Source organism: Chitinivibrionales bacterium (genome assembly GCA_035516255.1).
In the GTDB taxonomy this organism is placed as follows: domain Bacteria; phylum Fibrobacterota; class Chitinivibrionia; order Chitinivibrionales; family FEN-1185; genus FEN-1185.
The window spans coordinates 86,923-106,364 of sequence record DATJAL010000040.1; the positions used below are offsets into that span (position 1 = coordinate 86,923).

At 45.1% G+C, this 19,442-nt stretch carries 15 protein-coding genes and 1 pseudogene; 14 read left to right on the forward strand and 2 right to left on the reverse strand.

Features of this window, described 5'->3' with window-relative positions; all coding sequences use genetic code 11:
• Window positions 1–115 precede the first annotated feature (115 nt).
• From VLX68_11755 to VLX68_11790, 8 genes are all read left to right on the forward strand, one after another.
• The gene (locus VLX68_11755; protein ID HUI92913.1) at window positions 116–1,426 is read left to right on the forward strand and encodes a homoserine dehydrogenase; all 1,311 of its coding nucleotides are present in this window, start codon (window positions 116–118) and stop codon (window positions 1,424–1,426) included.
• A 58-nt stretch (window positions 1,427–1,484) separates the two neighbouring features.
• A complete protein-coding gene (gene thrC, locus VLX68_11760; GenBank protein ID HUI92914.1) occupies window positions 1,485–2,834 on the forward strand; it encodes a threonine synthase in 1,350 nt (449 codons plus the stop codon).
• Window positions 2,835–2,914: 80 nt separating this feature from the next.
• Window positions 2,915–4,102: a cofactor-independent phosphoglycerate mutase gene (locus VLX68_11765; protein ID HUI92915.1), complete on the forward strand. Its 1,188-nt coding sequence runs from the start codon at window positions 2,915–2,917 to the stop codon at window positions 4,100–4,102.
• Between the two features lie 245 nt (window positions 4,103–4,347).
• Window positions 4,348–5,799, forward strand: coding sequence for a sugar transferase (locus tag VLX68_11770; protein ID HUI92916.1), 1,452 nt, complete (start codon window positions 4,348–4,350; stop codon window positions 5,797–5,799).
• Window positions 5,800–5,936: 137 nt separating this feature from the next.
• Window positions 5,937–6,353, forward strand: a complete 417-nt coding sequence (nikR, locus tag VLX68_11775; protein HUI92917.1) for a nickel-responsive transcriptional regulator NikR — start codon at window positions 5,937–5,939, stop codon at window positions 6,351–6,353.
• 191 nt (window positions 6,354–6,544) lie between these two features.
• Window positions 6,545–7,513: a glycosyltransferase family 2 protein gene (locus tag VLX68_11780; protein HUI92918.1), complete on the forward strand. Its 969-nt coding sequence runs from the start codon at window positions 6,545–6,547 to the stop codon at window positions 7,511–7,513.
• Window positions 7,514–7,766: 253 nt separating this feature from the next.
• Entirely contained in the window at window positions 7,767–9,284 is a 1,518-nt protein-coding gene (locus VLX68_11785) for a hypothetical protein (GenBank protein HUI92919.1), read from the forward strand.
• Between the two features lie 4 nt (window positions 9,285–9,288).
• Window positions 9,289–10,476, forward strand: a complete 1,188-nt coding sequence (locus VLX68_11790; GenBank protein HUI92920.1) for a glycosyltransferase family 4 protein — start codon at window positions 9,289–9,291, stop codon at window positions 10,474–10,476.
• 96 nt (window positions 10,477–10,572) lie between these two features.
• Here the strand turns inward: VLX68_11790 and VLX68_11795 are convergent, their stop codons facing one another.
• On the reverse strand, window positions 10,573–11,559 hold the full coding sequence (locus tag VLX68_11795; protein ID HUI92921.1) for an NAD-dependent epimerase/dehydratase family protein: 987 nt from the start codon (window positions 11,557–11,559) through the stop codon (window positions 10,573–10,575).
• Window positions 11,560–11,627: 68 nt separating this feature from the next.
• A complete protein-coding gene (locus VLX68_11800) occupies window positions 11,628–12,560 on the reverse strand; it encodes a glycosyltransferase family 2 protein (protein ID HUI92922.1) in 933 nt (310 codons plus the stop codon).
• Between the two features lie 435 nt (window positions 12,561–12,995).
• Between VLX68_11800 and VLX68_11805 the strand changes: the two genes are divergently transcribed.
• The 6 genes and pseudogenes from VLX68_11805 to VLX68_11830 all read left to right on the forward strand — a co-directional run.
• Window positions 12,996–14,243, forward strand: coding sequence for an ISL3 family transposase (locus VLX68_11805; GenBank protein ID HUI92923.1), 1,248 nt, complete (start codon window positions 12,996–12,998; stop codon window positions 14,241–14,243).
• Window positions 14,244–14,630: 387 nt separating this feature from the next.
• Window positions 14,631–14,864, forward strand: a complete 234-nt coding sequence (locus VLX68_11810) for a hypothetical protein (GenBank protein HUI92924.1) — start codon at window positions 14,631–14,633, stop codon at window positions 14,862–14,864.
• 64 nt (window positions 14,865–14,928) lie between these two features.
• Window positions 14,929–15,117, forward strand: a pseudogene (locus VLX68_11815) (IS481 family transposase).
• A 420-nt stretch (window positions 15,118–15,537) separates the two neighbouring features.
• Window positions 15,538–17,133: an SLBB domain-containing protein gene (locus VLX68_11820; protein ID HUI92925.1), complete on the forward strand. Its 1,596-nt coding sequence runs from the start codon at window positions 15,538–15,540 to the stop codon at window positions 17,131–17,133.
• Between the two features lie 34 nt (window positions 17,134–17,167).
• Window positions 17,168–18,343, forward strand: coding sequence for a hypothetical protein (locus tag VLX68_11825; GenBank protein ID HUI92926.1), 1,176 nt, complete (start codon window positions 17,168–17,170; stop codon window positions 18,341–18,343).
• Window positions 18,344–19,068: 725 nt separating this feature from the next.
• Window positions 19,069–19,442: O-antigen ligase family protein (locus VLX68_11830; GenBank protein ID HUI92927.1), on the forward strand; the 374-nt coding region annotated here is incomplete at its 3' end.

Consider the following 19,442-nt stretch of genomic DNA (forward strand, 5'->3'; position numbering starts at 1 on the left):
ATGCGATGCCTGCCAGGCGATTTATAAGAGGCAATAATGTATATTCCTACAGCTAAAGGATAATGCCTTACCATATCCTGAAATAGCATGGTAGAGCATCGAGGAAGGTAAATCCATGAAGGATATAAACATAGGCCTTGTGGGCGCCGGAACCATTGGCGGCGGGGTGGTAAAGACCTTGTCGCAAAAGGCGTCCTTTTTCCATGACAGCCTTAAACTGTCGTTGAACCTCAAGCGTATTGCAGACAAGGCTGCGAACCGCTTTGCCGAGCTTCCGGTGGGCACTGCGGTGTGCACCGGCGATGCAAACGATATTATCAATGACAAAGATATCCAAATAGTTATTGAACTTGTGGGCGGCACCACCTTTGCCAAAGACCTGATCATGGCCGCGCTTTCAAAAGGCAAGCATGTGGTAACCGCAAATAAGGCACTTGTCGCAGAGCATGGCCCGGAAATTTTCGAGCTTGCAGAGAAAAACGGAGTATCGGTGAGCTTCGAGGCGTCGGTGGGCGGGGGTATGCCGGTGATAAAAACCATTCGCGAGGCCTTGCTTGCCAATGAGATCACCACCGTGAAGACCATCATCAATGGCACCTGCAATTACATTCTTACCCAGATGTCCGACAAGGGGCTTTTGTTCGATACCGCGCTCAAGAAGGCGCAGAAGAGCGGGTTTGCCGAGGCTGACCCGACCCTCGACATCGGCGGCGTCGACAGCGGCCATAAGCTGGCCATCATGGCGTCGCTCATTCACGGGGGGTACGTGCCCATGAGCAAGGTGTATATCCAGGGAATCACCGATATTTCAAAGGAAGACATCGCGTTTGCCAAGGACCTCGGCTACTGCATCAAACTGCTCGGCATTATCAGAAAAACCCCGGGCGACACCCAGATAGATGTCCGTGTCCACCCGGCCATGCTGCATAAAAACCACATCCTCGCATCGGTGGGCGATGTATTCAATGCCGTGCTCTTAGAAGGCAATGCGGTTGGCCCTATTTTACTTTACGGCAGGGGAGCCGGCGAGCTTCCCACCGCCTCTGCAGTGGTGAGCGATATTATTGACGTTGCCAGGAACATATCAGCAGGCGCACCCCGGCGCATTCCCATGAGTTATTACCGGCATAATAACGAGCTTGCGGTCAAGCCCATTGACGATGTGGTGTCGCGCTATTACCTGTGCTTCTGGGTCACCGACAAGCCAAAGGTGCTCGCCTCCATCGCCACGGTACTGGGAAAATTCTCCATCTCGATCGCCTCGGTGCTCCAGAAGGAATCCACTGAGGAAAGCTGCGTGCCGGTGGTCATGCTCACCCACAAGGCGGCGGAGAAAAATGTCCGGGACGCGCTTGCCGAAATAGAAACCATGGAATTTATTAAAAAGAAGACCCATGTGATAAGGATTACCGGGCAGACGTATTAAAAAGAGCGGTCAGCGGTCAGAAATCAGCGATCAGCAAGACAAGAAAAAGGTCTGAATCATGAAGAAACCATATTTGCGTGCGTTCGGAGAAGGTGAAAAAACCTATCCGATCAGCGAGATCCGTTACCGGAGCGACGACGGGCGCACGCTCGAGGTTGACAATTGCATCGCGTCCATGGATGCGAAATCGGTGGCCGCGCTGCGCGCTTCATTTGACAAACGGCTCATGTCGTGGGAACCGCTCGACCGGAGCGGAGTGTGGCGCTACCGGGAATTCCTGCCCGCGTTCAAGCCGTTTTCCGGCATCGTGAGCATGTGCGAGGGGAACACCACGGTCTTCGACATACCGAAATGCGCGGCGTACTGCGGCATGGATTCGCTCCGCGCAAAGCACCAGGGGCTCAATCCGTCGGGGTCGTTCAAGGACAACGGCATGACCACCGCGGTCAGCATGGCCAAAAAGCTCGGCGCGCGCATGGTGGCGTGCGCCTCCACGGGCAACACCTCGGCATCGATGGCAGCCTATGCGGCGCGCGCGGGAATGAAAAGCATTGTGTTCATTCCCGACGGCCAGATCGCGTACGGCAAATTGTCACAGTCACTCGACTACGGCGCCTTGACCATCCAGATCGCGGGCGATTTCGACAAGGCCATGGAAATCGTGGAGGACCTCTGCAACCGCGGGTCGGTTTACCTGCTCAACTCGATCAACCCGTTCCGCATCGAGGGCCAGAAAACCATCATGATCGAAATGCTGCACCAGCTCGGGTGGAAAACGCCCGACTGGGTGATCGTGCCCGGCGGGAACCTGGGAAATTCAAGCTCGTTCGGCAAGGCCTTTGACGAAATGATAAAGGCGAAATTCATTAAAAAGTCGCCGCGGATCGCGATTATACAGGCACAGGGTGCAAACCCGCTGTACAACAGTTTTGTTTCGGGCGACAGGACCCTGCGGCCGGTTCACGCCAACACCCGCGCCACCGCGATCAAAATCGGTAACCCGGTGAGTTTTGACAAGGCCCTCTTCGCGGTTGATTCAACCCGCGGGCTCGTGGAGCAGGTTTCCGAAGAGGAAATCGCCATTGCCAAGTCCATGGTGGGCCGGGACGGCATCGGCTCCGAGCCCGCGTCCGCGACAACTGTGGCAGGGTGTAAAAAGCTTGTCGAAAAGGGAATTGTCAAGCCGTCCGATGCGGTGGTGTGCATCCTGACCGGCCACCTGCTCAAGGACCCGGACTACACCGTTGAGTTCCACAGGGACGAATTGTTCCTCGACGCAGAGCGGAAGACCTCCTTGACCGGTACACAGCGCATCAACACCGGCGGGTTCAGCAACAAACCGGTCAAGATGCCGGCGGACGCGAACGTAATCATGAGTTTTATCAAAGAGTGGGCGACAAAATCATAACGACGAGTTGATGGGTTAATGAGGAAGAAACCGTACAATTCCCCGACCCGTCGACTCGTTAACTCGTCAACGGGCACACTATGAAATACGCAATCCTCGTCGGCGACGGCATGGCCGACTTCCCGCTGCCCCAGCTTGACAACCGCACACCGCTCGAATACGCCAAGACGCCCAGCATGGACGCGGTGGCGAAAGCGGGGAGGGTGGGCCTGGTGAAGACCGTGCCCGACGGCGTTCCGCCCGGCAGCGACGTTGCTAACATGTCGCTTATGGGGTACGATCCGGCCAAATATTATTCGGGACGCGCGCCCATTGAGGCCGCGAGCATGGGAATAAAACTCGGGAAAACCGATGTGGCGTTCCGCTGCAACCTCGTTACGCTCAAGTGCGGGCTCATGGAAGACTATTCGTCGGGCCACATCGAGACAGCGGACGCGCATGAGATAATCGCCGGTCTGCAGAAGGAACTCGGCACCGCAACCGTGAAATTCTTTCCCGGCGTGAGTTACCGCCACATCACCGTGATTTCGGATTTCCCTGAGGGAAAGCTTGATTGCACCCCGCCGCACGATATTTCCGGAAAAGCGTACGGCGACCATCTTCCCAGCGGTTCTGGGCAGGACATCGTGCGTCGGATCATGGAAGACGCGCGGCCGGTGCTGGCTTCCTCTCCTGTCAACAAGCGGCGCGAGGCCCAGGGAAAAAAACCGGCCACCGACATCTGGCTGTGGGGCCAGGGAAAGGTGGTGGTGCTTCCCACCATGAAAGTGCGTTTCTCCATCACCGGCTCCGTGATATCGGCAGTTGATCTGGTGCGGGGCATCGGCGTGCTCGCAGGCCTCAACGTGCGCATTGTTGAGGGAGCAACCGGTTATTTGGGCACCAACTATGCGGGCAAGGTGGCTGTCGCGCATGCAGCGCTTAAAAAAGAGGATTTTGTATTTGTCCACGTCGAGGCGCCCGACGAAACCTCCCACGAGGGCTCGCTGGAAAAGAAGATCCAGGCCATTGAAGAGTTCGATAAAAATATTGTTGGTGAAGTGTTGAAGATGCGGAAGGAATTCAAGGATCTGCGCATCATGGTGCTTCCCGACCACGCAACCCCGATTCCACTCAAGACCCACCACGCCATGCCGGTGCCGTTTGCCGTATGCGGCGCGGGAGTGGATGCGGACGGGAGTGTGTCGTATTGTGAAAAGACTGCGGCGGGAAAGAAAATGTATACGGGCGTTACTTTATTTGAGACCTTTATAAAAGGAAATTTCTAAATTTTTATATTTATTGAAATGAAATTTCTCCTCGGGCATACCCGGTGGCGCAAGAAGAGCATCTTTAAAGACCAGATCCCTCTTGCCGCGCGTTAGGCGGACTGGAGGGTGCGCAAGCGCGCATTGCCGGCCGACCCGGCCGATAGGCATAGGGCGGTCCGGCAACGAGGCGAATAGCCGAGCCCGGAAGGAGGCCGGCCCCGCGGAGCGGGGAACGCCCAGTTTTATTAGCAAATAACGCGACTATGCCCGTCAGATTCATCGAAAAAGCCCTCACGTTTCTCTTCGACGTCATCGCCTTTAATGTGGCATTTGCCACCGCCTTCTGGATACGGTATAGGAGCAATTTTTTCCCGGAAACCTTCCGTCCCGATCTTGAATTCTTCACCTACATCCCCTTTAGCGGTCTTCTCGTCATTACGGCGAGTTGGGTGGTGCTTTTCTTTTTCACCGGTCTTTACCGTGACTGGTACAAGGAGTCCCGGCTCGACGAATTCTTTGTGGTGGTCCGCACTATTCTCATCGGAATCTTTTTTCTTTTCCTGATAACGAGCGCCTCGCAAATCATGCAATTCGCCCAGAGCGGGGAAGTGTCCGTGCTTTTCACGAGGACCAAATTCGCGGTCATTGCAACGTATGCGGCAAGCATCCTTTTTTTCGCCACGGCAGACCGCTTTCTGATGCACAGCCTTCTTGCATGGCTGTTTTGCAAGGGCATCGGCGTCAGCAGGGTGCTCATCATCGGTGCGCAGGAGTCGGGCTTGAAATTGCTTGACGAAATAAAACATTACCCCCAGCTCGGTTACGAGGTGAAGGGCTTCATCGACGACGACGGCAGGCTCACGGGTGCCAGGTGCGGCGGGCTCCCGGTGTATGGGACCTATTCCGACATCCCGGCGGTGGTGAGAAAAGAAAGGATCACAGGCCTCATCGTTTCGCACGTGTCAGGATCAGCCAACGAGATCCTCAAGATCGTTAATTACTGCGGCGAGCTCAGGCTGATCATCTACATGGTTCCTTCGCTCATGGACGTGATCACCGGCCACCTCAAGACGCACCAGATATTCGGCGTGCCGCTCATGGTGCTCCTGTCCGACCATATGCCGGCATGGGAGGCGCAGATAAAGCGCCTCATCGACATCGCGGTCTCGTTCTGCATCCTGGCAATCGGCTCGCCTCTCTGGCTCGCGCTCGCCGCCGTCATCCGCCTTACGTCGCCGGGCCCCGCGGTTTACAACCAGGAGCGCGTGGGCCGCAACGGAAAGCCGTTCATCATGCACAAGTTCCGCTCAATGTACAACGACGCGGAAAAACGCACCGGTCCCATGTGGGCAAAGAAGAAAGACCCGCGCATCACACCGGTCGGGAGGTTCCTGCGCAAGACCAGGCTCGACGAGATCCCCCAGTTCATCAACGTGCTCAAGGGTGAAATGAGCCTTGTGGGTCCGCGGCCGGAGCGCGCATTTTTCATCCAGCAACTGTCGCAGGAAATCCCCTGGTATGTCCGGCGCATTAAAATGAAACCGGGCATCACGGGCTGGGCGCAGGTGAAGCACAAATACGACGCGTCGATCGAGGACGTGAAACAAAAAGTGCTTTACGACCTGTATTATTTCGAAAACATGTCTCTCATGCTCGATTTCAAGATCATGCTGCACACCATACTCGTTGTGTTCACGGGCAAGGGGGCGCATTGACGAAGTGATGATGCGTTGATGCGTAATAGCGAAAATGCGTTGATTTACAAGCGGGTATCAAGTTTGCCTTTCGTCGCATCATCGCATACGCGCGTTCCCGCATTCGCTGAAAAGTATAAAACCAAAGGAACTCTAAAATGAGCAACCTCTACCGTTTCGGCGTCTCGCTTGAAAAAAGCCTTATCGACGAGTTTGACAAGCATATAAAGGACAGGAACTATAAAAACCGGTCCGAGGCGATACGCGACCTTATCCGTGAAGACCTGGTCAAAAAACAATGGCTCTGCGGCAACGAGGTGGCGGGCGCCGTGGTCATGAGCTACGATCATCACAAGCGCGAGCTCGTGAACAGGCTCATGGACATCCAGCATGATTTTCAGCCGCTTATCATATCGAGCCAGCATATCCATATAGACCATCACAACTGCCTCGAGATCATCGCGGTGAAGGGCAAGGCGCGCGAGGTGGAGAAGCTCGCAAGCCTTCTCAAGGCGCAGAAGGGCGTAAAGCATGTTGCCCTGAGCATGTCGACGACGGGGGTGGCGCTGAAATAGCCAGGCACGTCTTCATCAAAACGCTTTATATAACCAGGTAATTTCCGCCGGGCGTATTATTCTGCTGACATGAAAGGGCTTATCAGGCAGCAATTAATGCACTCTGTTTGATGTGGACCATGGACGGTAACAATTAATGTAGTGTATATTTTTCATAAAAATGGATGGTTGAATAGGAAGGTTGCAATTCAATGAAAAGGCTCGCCTCGGTAAATGGAAATATGATTGTTAAGGATGAGCTCGTTTCCATTGCGATGGCGACCTATAATGGTGAAGTGTTTTTACGCAAACAATTGGATTCTATTTACAACCAAAGCTATAAAAAAATAGAAGTTGTTGTTTGTGATGATTGTTCAACGGATAAAACCGTAGCAATACTTGACGAATACAAAAAGAAACGGGGGTTACAATATTACGTCAACGAAAAAAATATTGGCTTTATAAAAAATTTTGAACGAGTATTAAGGTTATGTCGAGGTGAATATATCGCTCTTGCTGATCAGGATGATATATGGCAACCCCAAAAAATAGAAAAGCTCATAAAAGCAATAGGTGATTGTTCTCTTGCCTATTCCGATGCGATATATATCAACGACAATGATATCATTATTGCACCATCGGTAAGAAAATATGCCGGCCTGCCGGTAGTTTCTGGAAAGCCGTTTCGCGTATTGGCATTTAACAGCTTTGTGATCGGATGTACCGCCATGGTTAAGAGTAAACTATTAACAAGTGCCATACCATTTCCCCACGGTGTATATTCCCACGACTGGTGGCTTTCAATCGTGGCTAGTAAATGCGACGGACTTTGTTTTGTTGATGAACCACTTGTTTGTTACCGCAGGCATTCACGCAACATTATCGGTTTAAAAAAGGGTCTATCTTCTTTGAGTAAACTTTTCGGATTTTTATATACGCCGCCACAAAAGAATGACTTTGTTGTCCAGGAAAAGAAACTGGCAAGTATTCTCGAACATCCGCTTTTTAGCGAAGAAGAAATGCGGGTGTTAAAATATGCATATGAATATTTTCACGACAGAATTACTTCCAGAATTCATTTAAGAGCTTTTATCATTTCCTTAAAATATGGTAAATATATTTTTCCTACCTTTTCTCCTCTTTGGCGGATAAAGCCGATTTTGGGAGCCCTTGTGAGATGATAAAGAAGAGCCTGGCTATGATAAGTATAAATTTCGTTAAAATATTTTTACTGAGAAACCAATTGTTGCAAAATCTATCCGATTTAAAATAGAAGACCATGAAGCTACAAAATAGTATTTTTCTCAGAGAGAGATTTGTTCTTACCAAATTCTTGCACCTTGATGAAACAAAAACAAGTCCCTGTGGTTTGAGGTTTTAATAATCCAGAATCAGCAATTTATTTTTTGAACTAATTCCATGAAATGCCTATAGATGTCATCATCCTCCACCTGCATCTTTACTATTGCCTCCTGCAACTATCTGCACGCCGTGCGAACATTAATGACGGGCGTAACCCACTACGCTCCTGAGGCGCACCGCCTCCTTGCTCTTTGTGATGAGAGGAGGGGTTTTAATTTCTCGTTCGAAAACTTCGAGGTGGTTGATCTCAGCCATGTGGTATTGCCGGATAAAACGCATTTTATTTTTCAATATTCGCAGCTCGAACTCAATACCGCCATTAAGCCGTTTTTAATAGAGATATTATTTGCGCGTGGTTTTGACAAGGTGATTTATTTCGATCCTGATATTGCGATTTATTCAAGCCTCAGTGACATGCTGCGGCGACTCGACGATACAGATGTTATTCTGACGCCGCATATTACCGCCCCGATTGATGATGGGAAAAAACCTGGTGAACGCGAAATCATGGCGTCTGGAGCTTATAACCTCGGATATGTTGCCTTTCATCGAAATGAACAGACGAAAACATTTATCAAATGGTGGCAGACAAAACTTGAAAGGGATTGCATTTACAATCTTAGGCAAGGAGTATTCGTTGATCAAAAGTGGATGGAATTCGCGCCGAGCTTTTGCGACCGGGTCACTATTGTACGTCACCCAGGCTGGAATGTTGCATATTGGAATCTACCCACGCGAAATGTTGAGCAATTCATCAGAGCTGCGAGCGTCAAGTCGCCACCGGACGCCTCCATCCCTTCGCGAAAAGACGTGCTTGATGCAGAGCCGCAGGCGAGCAAGAATGAATTTTTAGTTAATGGCGAGCCACTTGTGTTCTTTCATTTCTCAGGTCTCGATGCAGAACACTCCATTTTCAGCAAGCATCAAAATCGGTATACCTTCAAGAACATACCCCCGGCCGTTGAAACGCTTCTGAAAAAATATATTGATGATCTGAGAAGTAATGGTTTATGTGAAATGCAGGAAATTCCATATGCTTTCGCAACATTTAAAAATGGAACACCAATTCCGGATCTTGCACGGAAGATATTTCGAGAGCATCACGATGAGAAATGCACACGATTTCGGGACCCCGCAGGGACTGACGCAATGGAATTCATACGTTTTATTAATGAACCGTTCGTTTTAAATGGACGCAGTTCACCGTTTATCACACGTTTAATGTGGGAAGTGTATCTACATTACCCCACTTCGAATTTAGGAGAACAATTTCCTGACATACTGGGCGTTCATTCTCGCAGTTTCGCTGAATGGTTTATTGGCCCGGGTCGGGAATTCTATAAATTGCATGACGTATTCGTTCAGCCAGCACGTGAAGCGTTTCAGCGTGATGCGGGACACACTACTGTTCAATTCCGTGGAAATTTTAATAAATGGATCTATCAAACTGCTTATCGATTAAAACATAGAATTCCTAGTTTTATACCGATCAAGGTACAGCGAAAAATCGCGGAATTACTTTTTCACAGGGCATATGTTTACGAAAATAAAACAGCAACGCATTCGGGGACGCAAACCAAGCAAAAATAGCAGTATGCAAACGATAGCCGTATATCACAATTTACTGCCAGGGGGCTCCCGAAAAGCACTCTATGATTTACTAGAGATATTAAAGGACGAATATATAATAGATTTATATCAATTGACCAGCAGTGAGGATGACTTTTATAACCTCGATGCTTTGGTCAGGAAAAAAAACGAATTCAAATATTTTCCGCTTTTATATAAATACTTTACCAATCCATATTTATATACACCGGTTTTAATCCTTGATATTTTTAAAATATTCATCACCGCGAAAAAAGTGGCAAAAGCGATCAATAACAACAACTATAAATTTATTTTCATTCATCATGATCGATATTTTCAAAATCCAATTATTTCAAAATATTTACAGGCACCTTCTGTTGTTTTCTGCCAAGAACCGTATAGATTTTTTTATGAACCTTATTATGATATCGATAGAAAATTTGGCATTGTGTCGCGCATTGCAATGGCATGTTTATATCCTTTTCATCAATTATTGAAATGGGTGGGGACAATAGGTATTAAACATGCAGATATACTGCTTACCAATTCATATTATACAAGGGAATATATATATAAGGCTTATCGCAGATGGTCCAAGGTGGCATATCTTGGAATAAAAACAAGCAATTATCCTCATGAAAATATGCAAGTCCAAAATATAGTACTAAGTATCGGCGCAATAAATTGGAAGAAAAAACATGATTTAGTTATCAGATCTGTTATGCTTATTGATGAGGATATTCGACCCCAAGTTAAGATAATAGCACCCATAATTGGCAATAAAAAGGAACAAAAAAGATTAGAGACCTTGGCGATGCAAAATAAAGTCAAAATAACCATTGAGGAAAAAGTAACCCATGAGATACTAATTAAATATTACAATTCTGCAATCGCCACCATATGCGCATCAATCATGGAGCCGTTTGGAATTGTCGCGCTGGAATCTATGTCGTGTGGCACTCCGGTTATTGCCATGAACGAAGCTGGGTATAGGGAAACGATAATAGATGGCGAAACTGGATATTTGGTGGATAGAAGTGAAGCGGCAATAGCAGAAAAAATTCTAGCTCTCAGGAACGATTATGAGCTAAGGCAACTGATGGGGAAAAACGGCTTGGAGCATGTTAGGAAAAATTGGGATTGGAGTAAAAGAAAGCAAGAAATGCTTGCCCTTATTGCAAGGGAATTATAGCTCTTCGTGGATGAAAACTGCGTTTGCCCTTACGGGGCTGCTGGCTTGTACTCCCTATATGTGTCATTTTGGGTTTGATTTGGATTTTCTTCGTTGTTACCTCCAGGAATCCGGTAAGTTGCGGGTTACTTCAATGTTTGAAAATTCCTTGCTCTTTTTAGCACCCACCTTCTTTGCCCATTCTGCCATTCGGCAGATACCTTCTTCAAGGTTGACCTTCGGTTTGTAACCGAATACACGTTTAACCTTGTCATGTAAGGAAAAAGCATTTGCCACTTCTTTACGTGCGGGGAGGTATTGGATTTCATTATTTGCGGCCATGGCATTAAGCACGGCGCGAGCAAGATAATTAACCGAATATTCCTTGTCTGCACCAAGGTTGAAAACCTGATTGTAGGCCTTTATCTCAAAAACCGAATGTGCAATTACCGGGGCAACGTCTGAAATGTAGCTGAAGGCCCGCTTCTGCCCGCCATCGCCAAAGACGGTAAGTTTTTTGCCCTGCATTATCTGATTTAAAAAGATACCGATGACGTTCCGGTATTTGTCTCCGATGTTCTGGTGTTCGCCAAACACGTTATGGGCACGGAAAATAATGTAATTAAGGTCCCACATCATCTTGGAGACATGCAGGTCTAGCTCAACAGCGTACTTGCTAATGCCGTAAGGATCTTCGGGATGAGGGGTCATCTCCTCAACGAACGGCGGCTTTGATTGACCGTATACCGCGATTGAACTTGCAAACACGAAACACTTAACTCCATGATTTACGCTGGCGTTAATGAGATTGACGCTGCCGATGAGATTATTCTCGTAGTTGAACCGTTTTATAAAGAAGCTGAGCCCTTCGGCGGCGTATGCCGCCAAATGGTAGACATAATCGAACCTATTCCGCTTAAAAAGGCTAATAACAAACTCGTAGTCTGTAATACTTCCTTCAATGAAGGTAGTATTCTTGGGGATATTTTCACTGAACCCCCCAGAGAGATCGTCCAGGACCATGACATCATGACCTTCATGCGCCAGGATTTCGGCAATATGCGAGCCAATAAAACCAGCTCCACCAGTGACAAGCATTTTCATGGAAAGACCTTTCCCTGCGGACTCATCGTAGACTGCAGCTCTCTAAAATCTCAACCCGCCAAGCCGGTTTAATGCGAACTATCACGGTCTTTATCCCCAAAGAAAATCAACGTCGCATCAATAATGCCTCGCATGATTGACCCAATTTTTAATAGCTTCTTGTCAGCAAATGGCAATATAGCAAGAATTGCAATTTTAATTACGGAAATTATCCAAGAATATACAAGTAAATAAAATCTATAGCCGAAGTTTCTTGTTATAAGAACGCGATTACGCGAAGAATAATACAAATAAAAGGGGGTATAGTTTGCCAGTCCTATTCCTGCTTGGACCTTATGATAAATTCGCGAAGCTGCCTGATAATAAATCGGGATGGAAGCCTTGCGGAGCCTGATGCAAAACTCCGTGTCGTCAAGGTAAATAAAAATTGATTCTTTCAGTAAACCTATAGCCGCAAAAACTTCACTTTTAACAAGCATCAGGCAGCCGCTAGCGTATTCGACCTTGCAATCATTGTTATATTCCTGCCTGTCCTTTTTAAAATGGCCCCGGTGTTTTCCTATCCCATGTATAAGAGACAGGTCACCACCTGCATACCATACCATGGTTCTATCTTGGTTACAACAGATTTTTCCAGTGATTACGTGGAGTTTTTCTGGTATTGAAACCCCTTTTTGAATTAAAATTGATAGGAAATCTGGCTCAACCTCGGTATCATCATTGAGGATCATGATGTAATCGAATCGAGCAGCCAAACAATATTTAATGCCCAAATTGTTGCCACCGCAAAAACCAAGGTTAATCTTGCTTTGCAGTAAGGTAATTTCAGGAAAGGTCTCTTTTAATTTTTCTCCCGAATTATCAGTCGAATTATTATCAACGACGACTATGGAGAACTTGGGATAATTAACCGATAGAAGAGATTTTACGCATTTTGAAGTCATAGAAAAACGATTAAGTGATAAGAGAACAATTCCGACAGAAGGGGTTTGAGTAAGCATCTTGGATTTGTTCTAATGTTTTAAGTGGTACGAGATAAAATTAATTGTATCATATAAAATAATAGTTTATGAGATTTGATATTATTTTTGAGTAAGAAATTGTTTCTGATGGGACGTATTTTATATAAAAAAGTATAGTTTAGAAAAAGGATTTGCGGCGGAAAATGGTGATTTACGTATTTCATATCCACAGCATAACTACAATAGCTTCAATAGGATGACTCAAATATAACTTCAATTTGTCGCTGCATGGTCGAAAATAATGGCTTACTTCCAAGGTTATCTAGATGAATTGAAAATTGCCAATTCTATAGTTAAAATAATTTTGGCTAATCTGATTTAAATATGGAACGATAGTAAATAAAAAAGTTGGCATTCGGCCTCATTCGAGACCGATCTTCTTCTTTCACTTGCGACGGAGAAAGAGAAGACGAGATGCCAACTGCACAAGAAATACTCAATTCCTTTGTTGGAATCAATGGTTTTTCGGTTGACTGTGAAGCTGTCGAGTTCAATGCGCAGACAATGACTGCGATCATAGGAATTCGACCCATAGATGCGCACCAGGCAGTTTGTGACAGGTGCGGCCATACTGTCTCCAGCATCAAGGATCGACAGAGACGGTTTTACCGGGACAGACCGGTATTCGACTGGCGTGTGTTTCTGATGGTTGATCGCAGACGAGTGGTTTGCTCCCGGTGTGGCGTACACAGCGAGCGTTTGCCGTTTATGGATGGCCGCTCCCGTTTTACCCGCCGGTTCGAGCGAATGGTTTTTGAAGATTGTATGCAGCAGACTATAGCAGCCGCAGCGAAGAGACACTCCATATCGTGGCATCAAGCTGCCCGCATTGAATATGCGATGCTTGAACGATACAACGATATCCGTGGACCGTTGCGCAACATCCGCTGGGTCGGCGTTGATGAGATTTGCTACGGTAGGAGAAACAACCTGTATACGATCATCAGCGACCTTGAACGTTCCGCTGTTATCGGTGTCGCTGACGGCAACCAGACATCGTCGCTGGACGCATTCTTCAAAACTGCTGGTACGGCTTTCTGCGAAAAGGTGGAAGTGGTGTGCATGGACATGTGGAAAGCATTCAGGACCAGCGTTACCGCCTTCTGTGGCAAGGCCAAGATTATCTTCGACAAATTCCATCTGGTTCGGCATCTCAATGATGCGATAGATGAAATCCGCCGTAGAGAGTTTTTCAGACAAGGCGGGGCGAAGCGGGAACTGGTGAGGGGTAAACGTTGGCTTTTCCTGCGCAGGTGGTTCAATCTGACCGCAGAGCAGAAAGGGTTGCTTAAGGAAACGCTCTCTGTCAACAAACGCCTCAGTATCACCTATTATCTGAAAGAAATATTCGGTTCCCTGTGGTTCTACCGCAGGCGTGCCTGGGCGTTGAAGTTCCTGGAGCGTTGGCAGAAGCAGTTGAGGTGGCAGCGCCTCGAACCTTTGGAAAAGTTTATGGCATTGGTTCGAAACCATCTGGATGGCATCCTGAATTATTGCGATGTAAAAATCCCGCTCGGACGGGTCGATGCCATCAACGGTGTCATCAAAAACATCATCCGAAGGTCGAGAGGATTTAGGAATCATAGGCATGGCGCATTGAGAATAATGTTCCTGACCGATCCGGATGCATATCGAACATTAAACGCTTGTTTCCATACTTAAACGAGAATAGCCATAATTTTATTGTAAACGCAATTTATTCCATGCTAGAGCAGGACTTTTCATCTAACAATAAATTAATGGCCATATTTTTCAAACTATCACGAAACAGTGTCCTGCTAGTAAAATTTTATCATCAAACAAAAAATAATACAAGATCTTCACTATTTAATTGCTCTCAGGAAAGGTAAAATTCCCCGCAGCTCTGCTGCGGTTCTAAGTTATTCTTAAATTTCTTGATACCTTGAAGCTCTGCTTCGAGGTAGTTCATTTCGGTTCAGACCCGGTACTGCGTTGCCCGGGAATCGATTTATGTCAAGTGTGTTCTGGGGACATGTACGAAGCGAAGTGTACCAAAAATGCAGCGCGGAACACTAAAAAAAAACCGAGATGAAACTGGAAGTTGTTGAGGATATCGTGAACCGCATTGAATTTGCCAAACAGCGTACTGGGCTGCCCTACAAGAGTCTGCGTCGGGCCATGGAAATCTCGCATCGCACGTTCAGGCGATGGAGACTGCGCAAGCAAAGCGGGAAACCGGAGATCACTCAAAAAGAGCCATGGCCACGGCACGAAGGAAAGCTATCGAAGCCTGACTGCAAAAAAACAACATCATCAGGATGACTCAGAACGGTAAAAGTGTCACCCAATTTTCAGATTAAAAAGGGCCATTATCTTGTTGGCAGCACAACGTACGCAAAGCAACGGCTTCATTTAACGGCTGCACATGACCCTTCTTGATGAGCATTTCCGGACAAAAGGTCGTGAGAAGTGATACGAAAGCCTGGAACCTATGCAGAATGACCTTGATGCCTATTTGGAGCATTACAACACCAAGGCGACCCCATCAGGGCGCAACATGAACGGACTGACGCCAATAAATGTATTTTCACAAGGTGTCAAAGAACTCAAAGAAATGAATAAAAATAACAAGAAAAAGGCAGATCAAATCTCAAGGCTTGACAGAGACAACTGTCAGGTGAATACCATCACTGTACAGATATTTTGCAAATCCGTTGATGCATTCATGATAACAATTAATCATTTAGAGTGATCAGACGGCAAGATTTACCTTCACAATCCGTAATTCGTTATTGCGTAATTTAATATTATTTATCGCAAAAGTCTCTATACAGTCATTGTCCCATTTAAAACATCCTAATCAAAGACTTATAACTATTTTTTGACTTGGAATATCATTCTGATGTAATTTAAGAACTTACAACATATTAGTATTTGCATGTTTTTTTATTTTCATTTTAAGCATTCCCTGTGTTTATGATGGCGAATCCAAGATATGGTTTTAAAAATGGTATCGAAAACAATTTTAATTATAAGTTTTTTGACCACTTTCTCTATTTATGCTGTTGAACCCTCTGACGTTTCGAAGTTGGAAACTTTTGAAAATCAAAAAATAAATCCAAACACCTATAGCTCTTCTGCCCACGCCTTTAGTTCTCCTCCCGATCTTATTAATTCAATCAATCCCGATCAATATTTTATTGGCGGAGGCGATGTTTTTTTCATTTCGGTCATTGGGAATTCATCGATCCAATATACCGGAACAGTCAATCAGCAATGCGAATTATATGTTCCCGCATTAGGCATCATTAAGCTGGGGAAAATGTCCCTCGCCGAAGCAAAAAAACAAATTGCTAACTATGTTCAAGTGAAATTAAAAAAAGCCAACAATATTTACGTTGAATTAATAGAAATAAAAAAAGTAGCTGTTTCAATAAACGGCGCAGTTGCCAATCCCGGGACTTATTCTTTTTCCGGAGCCTTTAGGCTGCTTGATGCCCTTCGCGCGGCCAACAACGGCGCCTTGCCTTCTTATAACGATTGTAACTATCGGGAAGTAGTATACATGACAAGTGATAGCATTGAAGCGATTGATTTATTCGAATATTTATTGAAAAATAATATTAGGTCAAACCCGTACCTTTATCCGGGCAGTAGTATAAATATCTCTTATGCCACTCGTCATGCAATAATCAACGCGCCAATAAAATCAATTGTTGGGGGATGGGTTCCGATAAAAGAAAAGGAGATTCTTTCCGAGCTTCTGTCCTTTTTCAAATTTGATGCCTCGGCTGACACGTCAAAGATTCTCTTTCAAAGCACCGCAGCCGACAACCAAAATTCCGCTCGTACCATCTCTTGGAATGATGCGGCTTCAATCCATTTACAAGACAGAGATATTATTACGATTTTACAGAAGAAGAATTACTCTGTTATGCCTATGGCTTCCGTCACTGGTGAAGTCGCCAGTCCAGGTTCATTTCCAATGATAAGGGATTCGACAACCGCAAAAGACCTATTAGAACTGGCTGGAGGGGTTACGGTCTATGGTGATAAAAGCCGGGCGGCGATTGTGCGGCACAGCAAAATCGAGGGGTCCGATTCTGCGAAAATCCTGTCATTGTCAAAAATCCAAGCGATGGGAATTCGTCCGGAAATAAATGCGGGACTTTCAAAGATGACATTATTGGAGGATTATTCGATAATTGAATTGACAGAATCGAATTATTCAATAAAACTCTGCCCAAATGATAATATTGTAGTTCCGCGAAAGGACAATTTTGTTTATGTAAGTGGAAACGTCAAGTTGCCCGGGGCATATGAATATCGTTCGGGCAAATCTTTTGTCTACTATATCAATTTGGCGGGAGGATATACCAATAAAGCGGACAGGACCAATGTTTTTGGAATCCGCAATTACAGTAACGTTTCGCAAATAATTGACCTCAGCCAAATCCGTTCTGCGGATATAATTGTGGTACCCGACTCCCAGGAGGCCAAATTTTTAACGATAATATTATTACCTATCTTACAGACGGTCGCAACCATTATTTCCGTTGTTCTGGCGCTTTATACGGTTGCTCACCATTAACTCTTAAAATAGCACTCAGGATGGACCACTTTTCATGGAAAATCGGATCAATATAGAGCCTTTCTTATTTGCTTTAGTTCGGCACAGAAATGCCATTCTGCTTCATTTCTTCATTATTGTAATTATCGCCTGGATCTATGCGTTTTTTATTGCAAAAAAAGAATACAAGGCTGAAATGGTTTTTTTACCGCCCATCAGTGAAAATTCCATCACAAGCATTTTGCCCGGCCTTTCCCTTCCTTCAACGTCGACGTCGGATATCATGCCCGAGCAGATCACGACAATATTTTTAAGCATGTCCGTCAAACGAAAAATTATTGATAAATTTAATTTGTATGCCCATTATAAAATGGAAAAAAACCAAAACAAATTCGTCAACACCGCCAAAATTCTCGATAAAAGCCTTTTATTGAATTCTGACGAAATAGGGACCTTTGGCTTTACCAAAACCATATCCTTTTCCTTGTGTGCATACCATACATCGCCCGACACGGCTTTTCAGATGGTTAGCTATGCATTTGACGTGCTCGATTCGGCCGTGCGGGCGATTTCGTCCGACCGGGCTCGACAGAACCGGGTGTTTATTGAAACGCAACTGGATAAAAACAAGTTAATTCTGGATAGCCTGCAGAAAGCATTACAAAAATTTCAAATCCAGAATAAAGCATATAATGTCCCGGAACAGATAAAGATGACGATCAAAGCATACGCGGATGTCAAGGCCGCAGCGCTTGCCAACGAAATTAAAATAAAGGCGATCCATAATGAATTCAACGGAGAAACACCGGAAATTGTTTCTTTGCAAAAGAGCAACCTTGCATTACAACAAAAGCTTGCGCAAATTGAAACAAGTGAAAATCCGGAAGTAATGCCAAGTTTGGAGAATTCCACGAAATTGTTCCCGCAATATGCCAATTTAATGCAGGACATAGAAGTTCAGGACCAGCTAATTCTATTTATTACCAGGGAACTGGAGCAGGCGAAAATAAAGGAAGCAAGAAACGTTTCCGGTCTTCAAATTTCAGATCCGCCTTTTGTCCCCGAATATAAGGCGCGGCCCAAAAGAATTGCAATAATGGCGGAAATGGCCGGCGTTTACATGCTGTTTGTTTTTTGTTTTTTTACATTGGGGGAATTTTACAAGATTTCCTTGAATAACAGTAAATTTCTTAAGGAATTCTTGCTTTCATTTAAAAGTCATTCCACATAATTGTAACCTCACCGGAATATTTCCTTAATAATTAAAATATGATTGCATCAAAAATTATGATGCTGTATGAAAGTTTCCGGATCAACGGGCTCCTTAAGCGGTTTTTTTGGTTTTTATTACCTTCCTCTTTTCTTTTCTTTTTGTTTATTTGCTTTCAAATCGGCAAACCTTTCCTTTCCCTTGTTCCGTGTATTGCTTTACTTTTTCTTATTGCTTTCAATTATTTCGGGACCATTAAAACTCTTACCGCAGTTTCGATTTCGACATTTTTTATTTATTATGTGGAAGACCTCCCTATACCAGGATTTATTACATTGGGTCCAACAGAAATACTAATTATAATTTGTTTTCTGTTTTTTCCCCTTTTTGTCCGCAAGGACATCTTGAATTTTATAAAATTAATCCCGTATAAGAAAAGCATGTTCCTCCTTTTGTTTTCAATCCTATTAACGTCGGTCTACATTTTTTCAAAATCGAACAGCTATTTTGGGCGGGCTTCTTATGGAAATTCAAAAGTCGTCATTTTTATTTTAGGGTATGTCCTGGCATTCTATCTTCTTTACTATAATCATATTTCAATAAAGATGGTTTTTAATTGTCTAATAGCCGCAGGCATTTTATTTATAGCAGCGATCATCTTTTATTATTGGAAAAGTGGTAATCTAAACGGTATTATTACACAAAGGATTGGCACAGATATCTCGATCCATCCAAACGCAATCGCCATGGCCCTGGACATGATATTTCCAATCGCCTTTTTTTCCGCATTGTATTATAAGAAAAACATGATAATAAAAGTAATGTTGTTTTTCTTTTCATTTTTATTTCTTGTCACTTTGTTCTTTACCTATTCTCGAGGCAGCTACTTTGGGTTGATGGCAATGGGAATATATTTATTTTTTAACAAAATTAAATTGTATAAGATCGTACTTTTTATAATAATCATCTTTTTATCGTTTACGTTTTTATATGAGGGCATACTTTATCGTTTTAATAAACACGACCCGGCAGTAATGGAATCCAATATCGAACGAGTGGCCCTTATGCAATCGGCATTTAAAATGATAAAAAACAATTATTTCATTTTCGGAAATGGGAT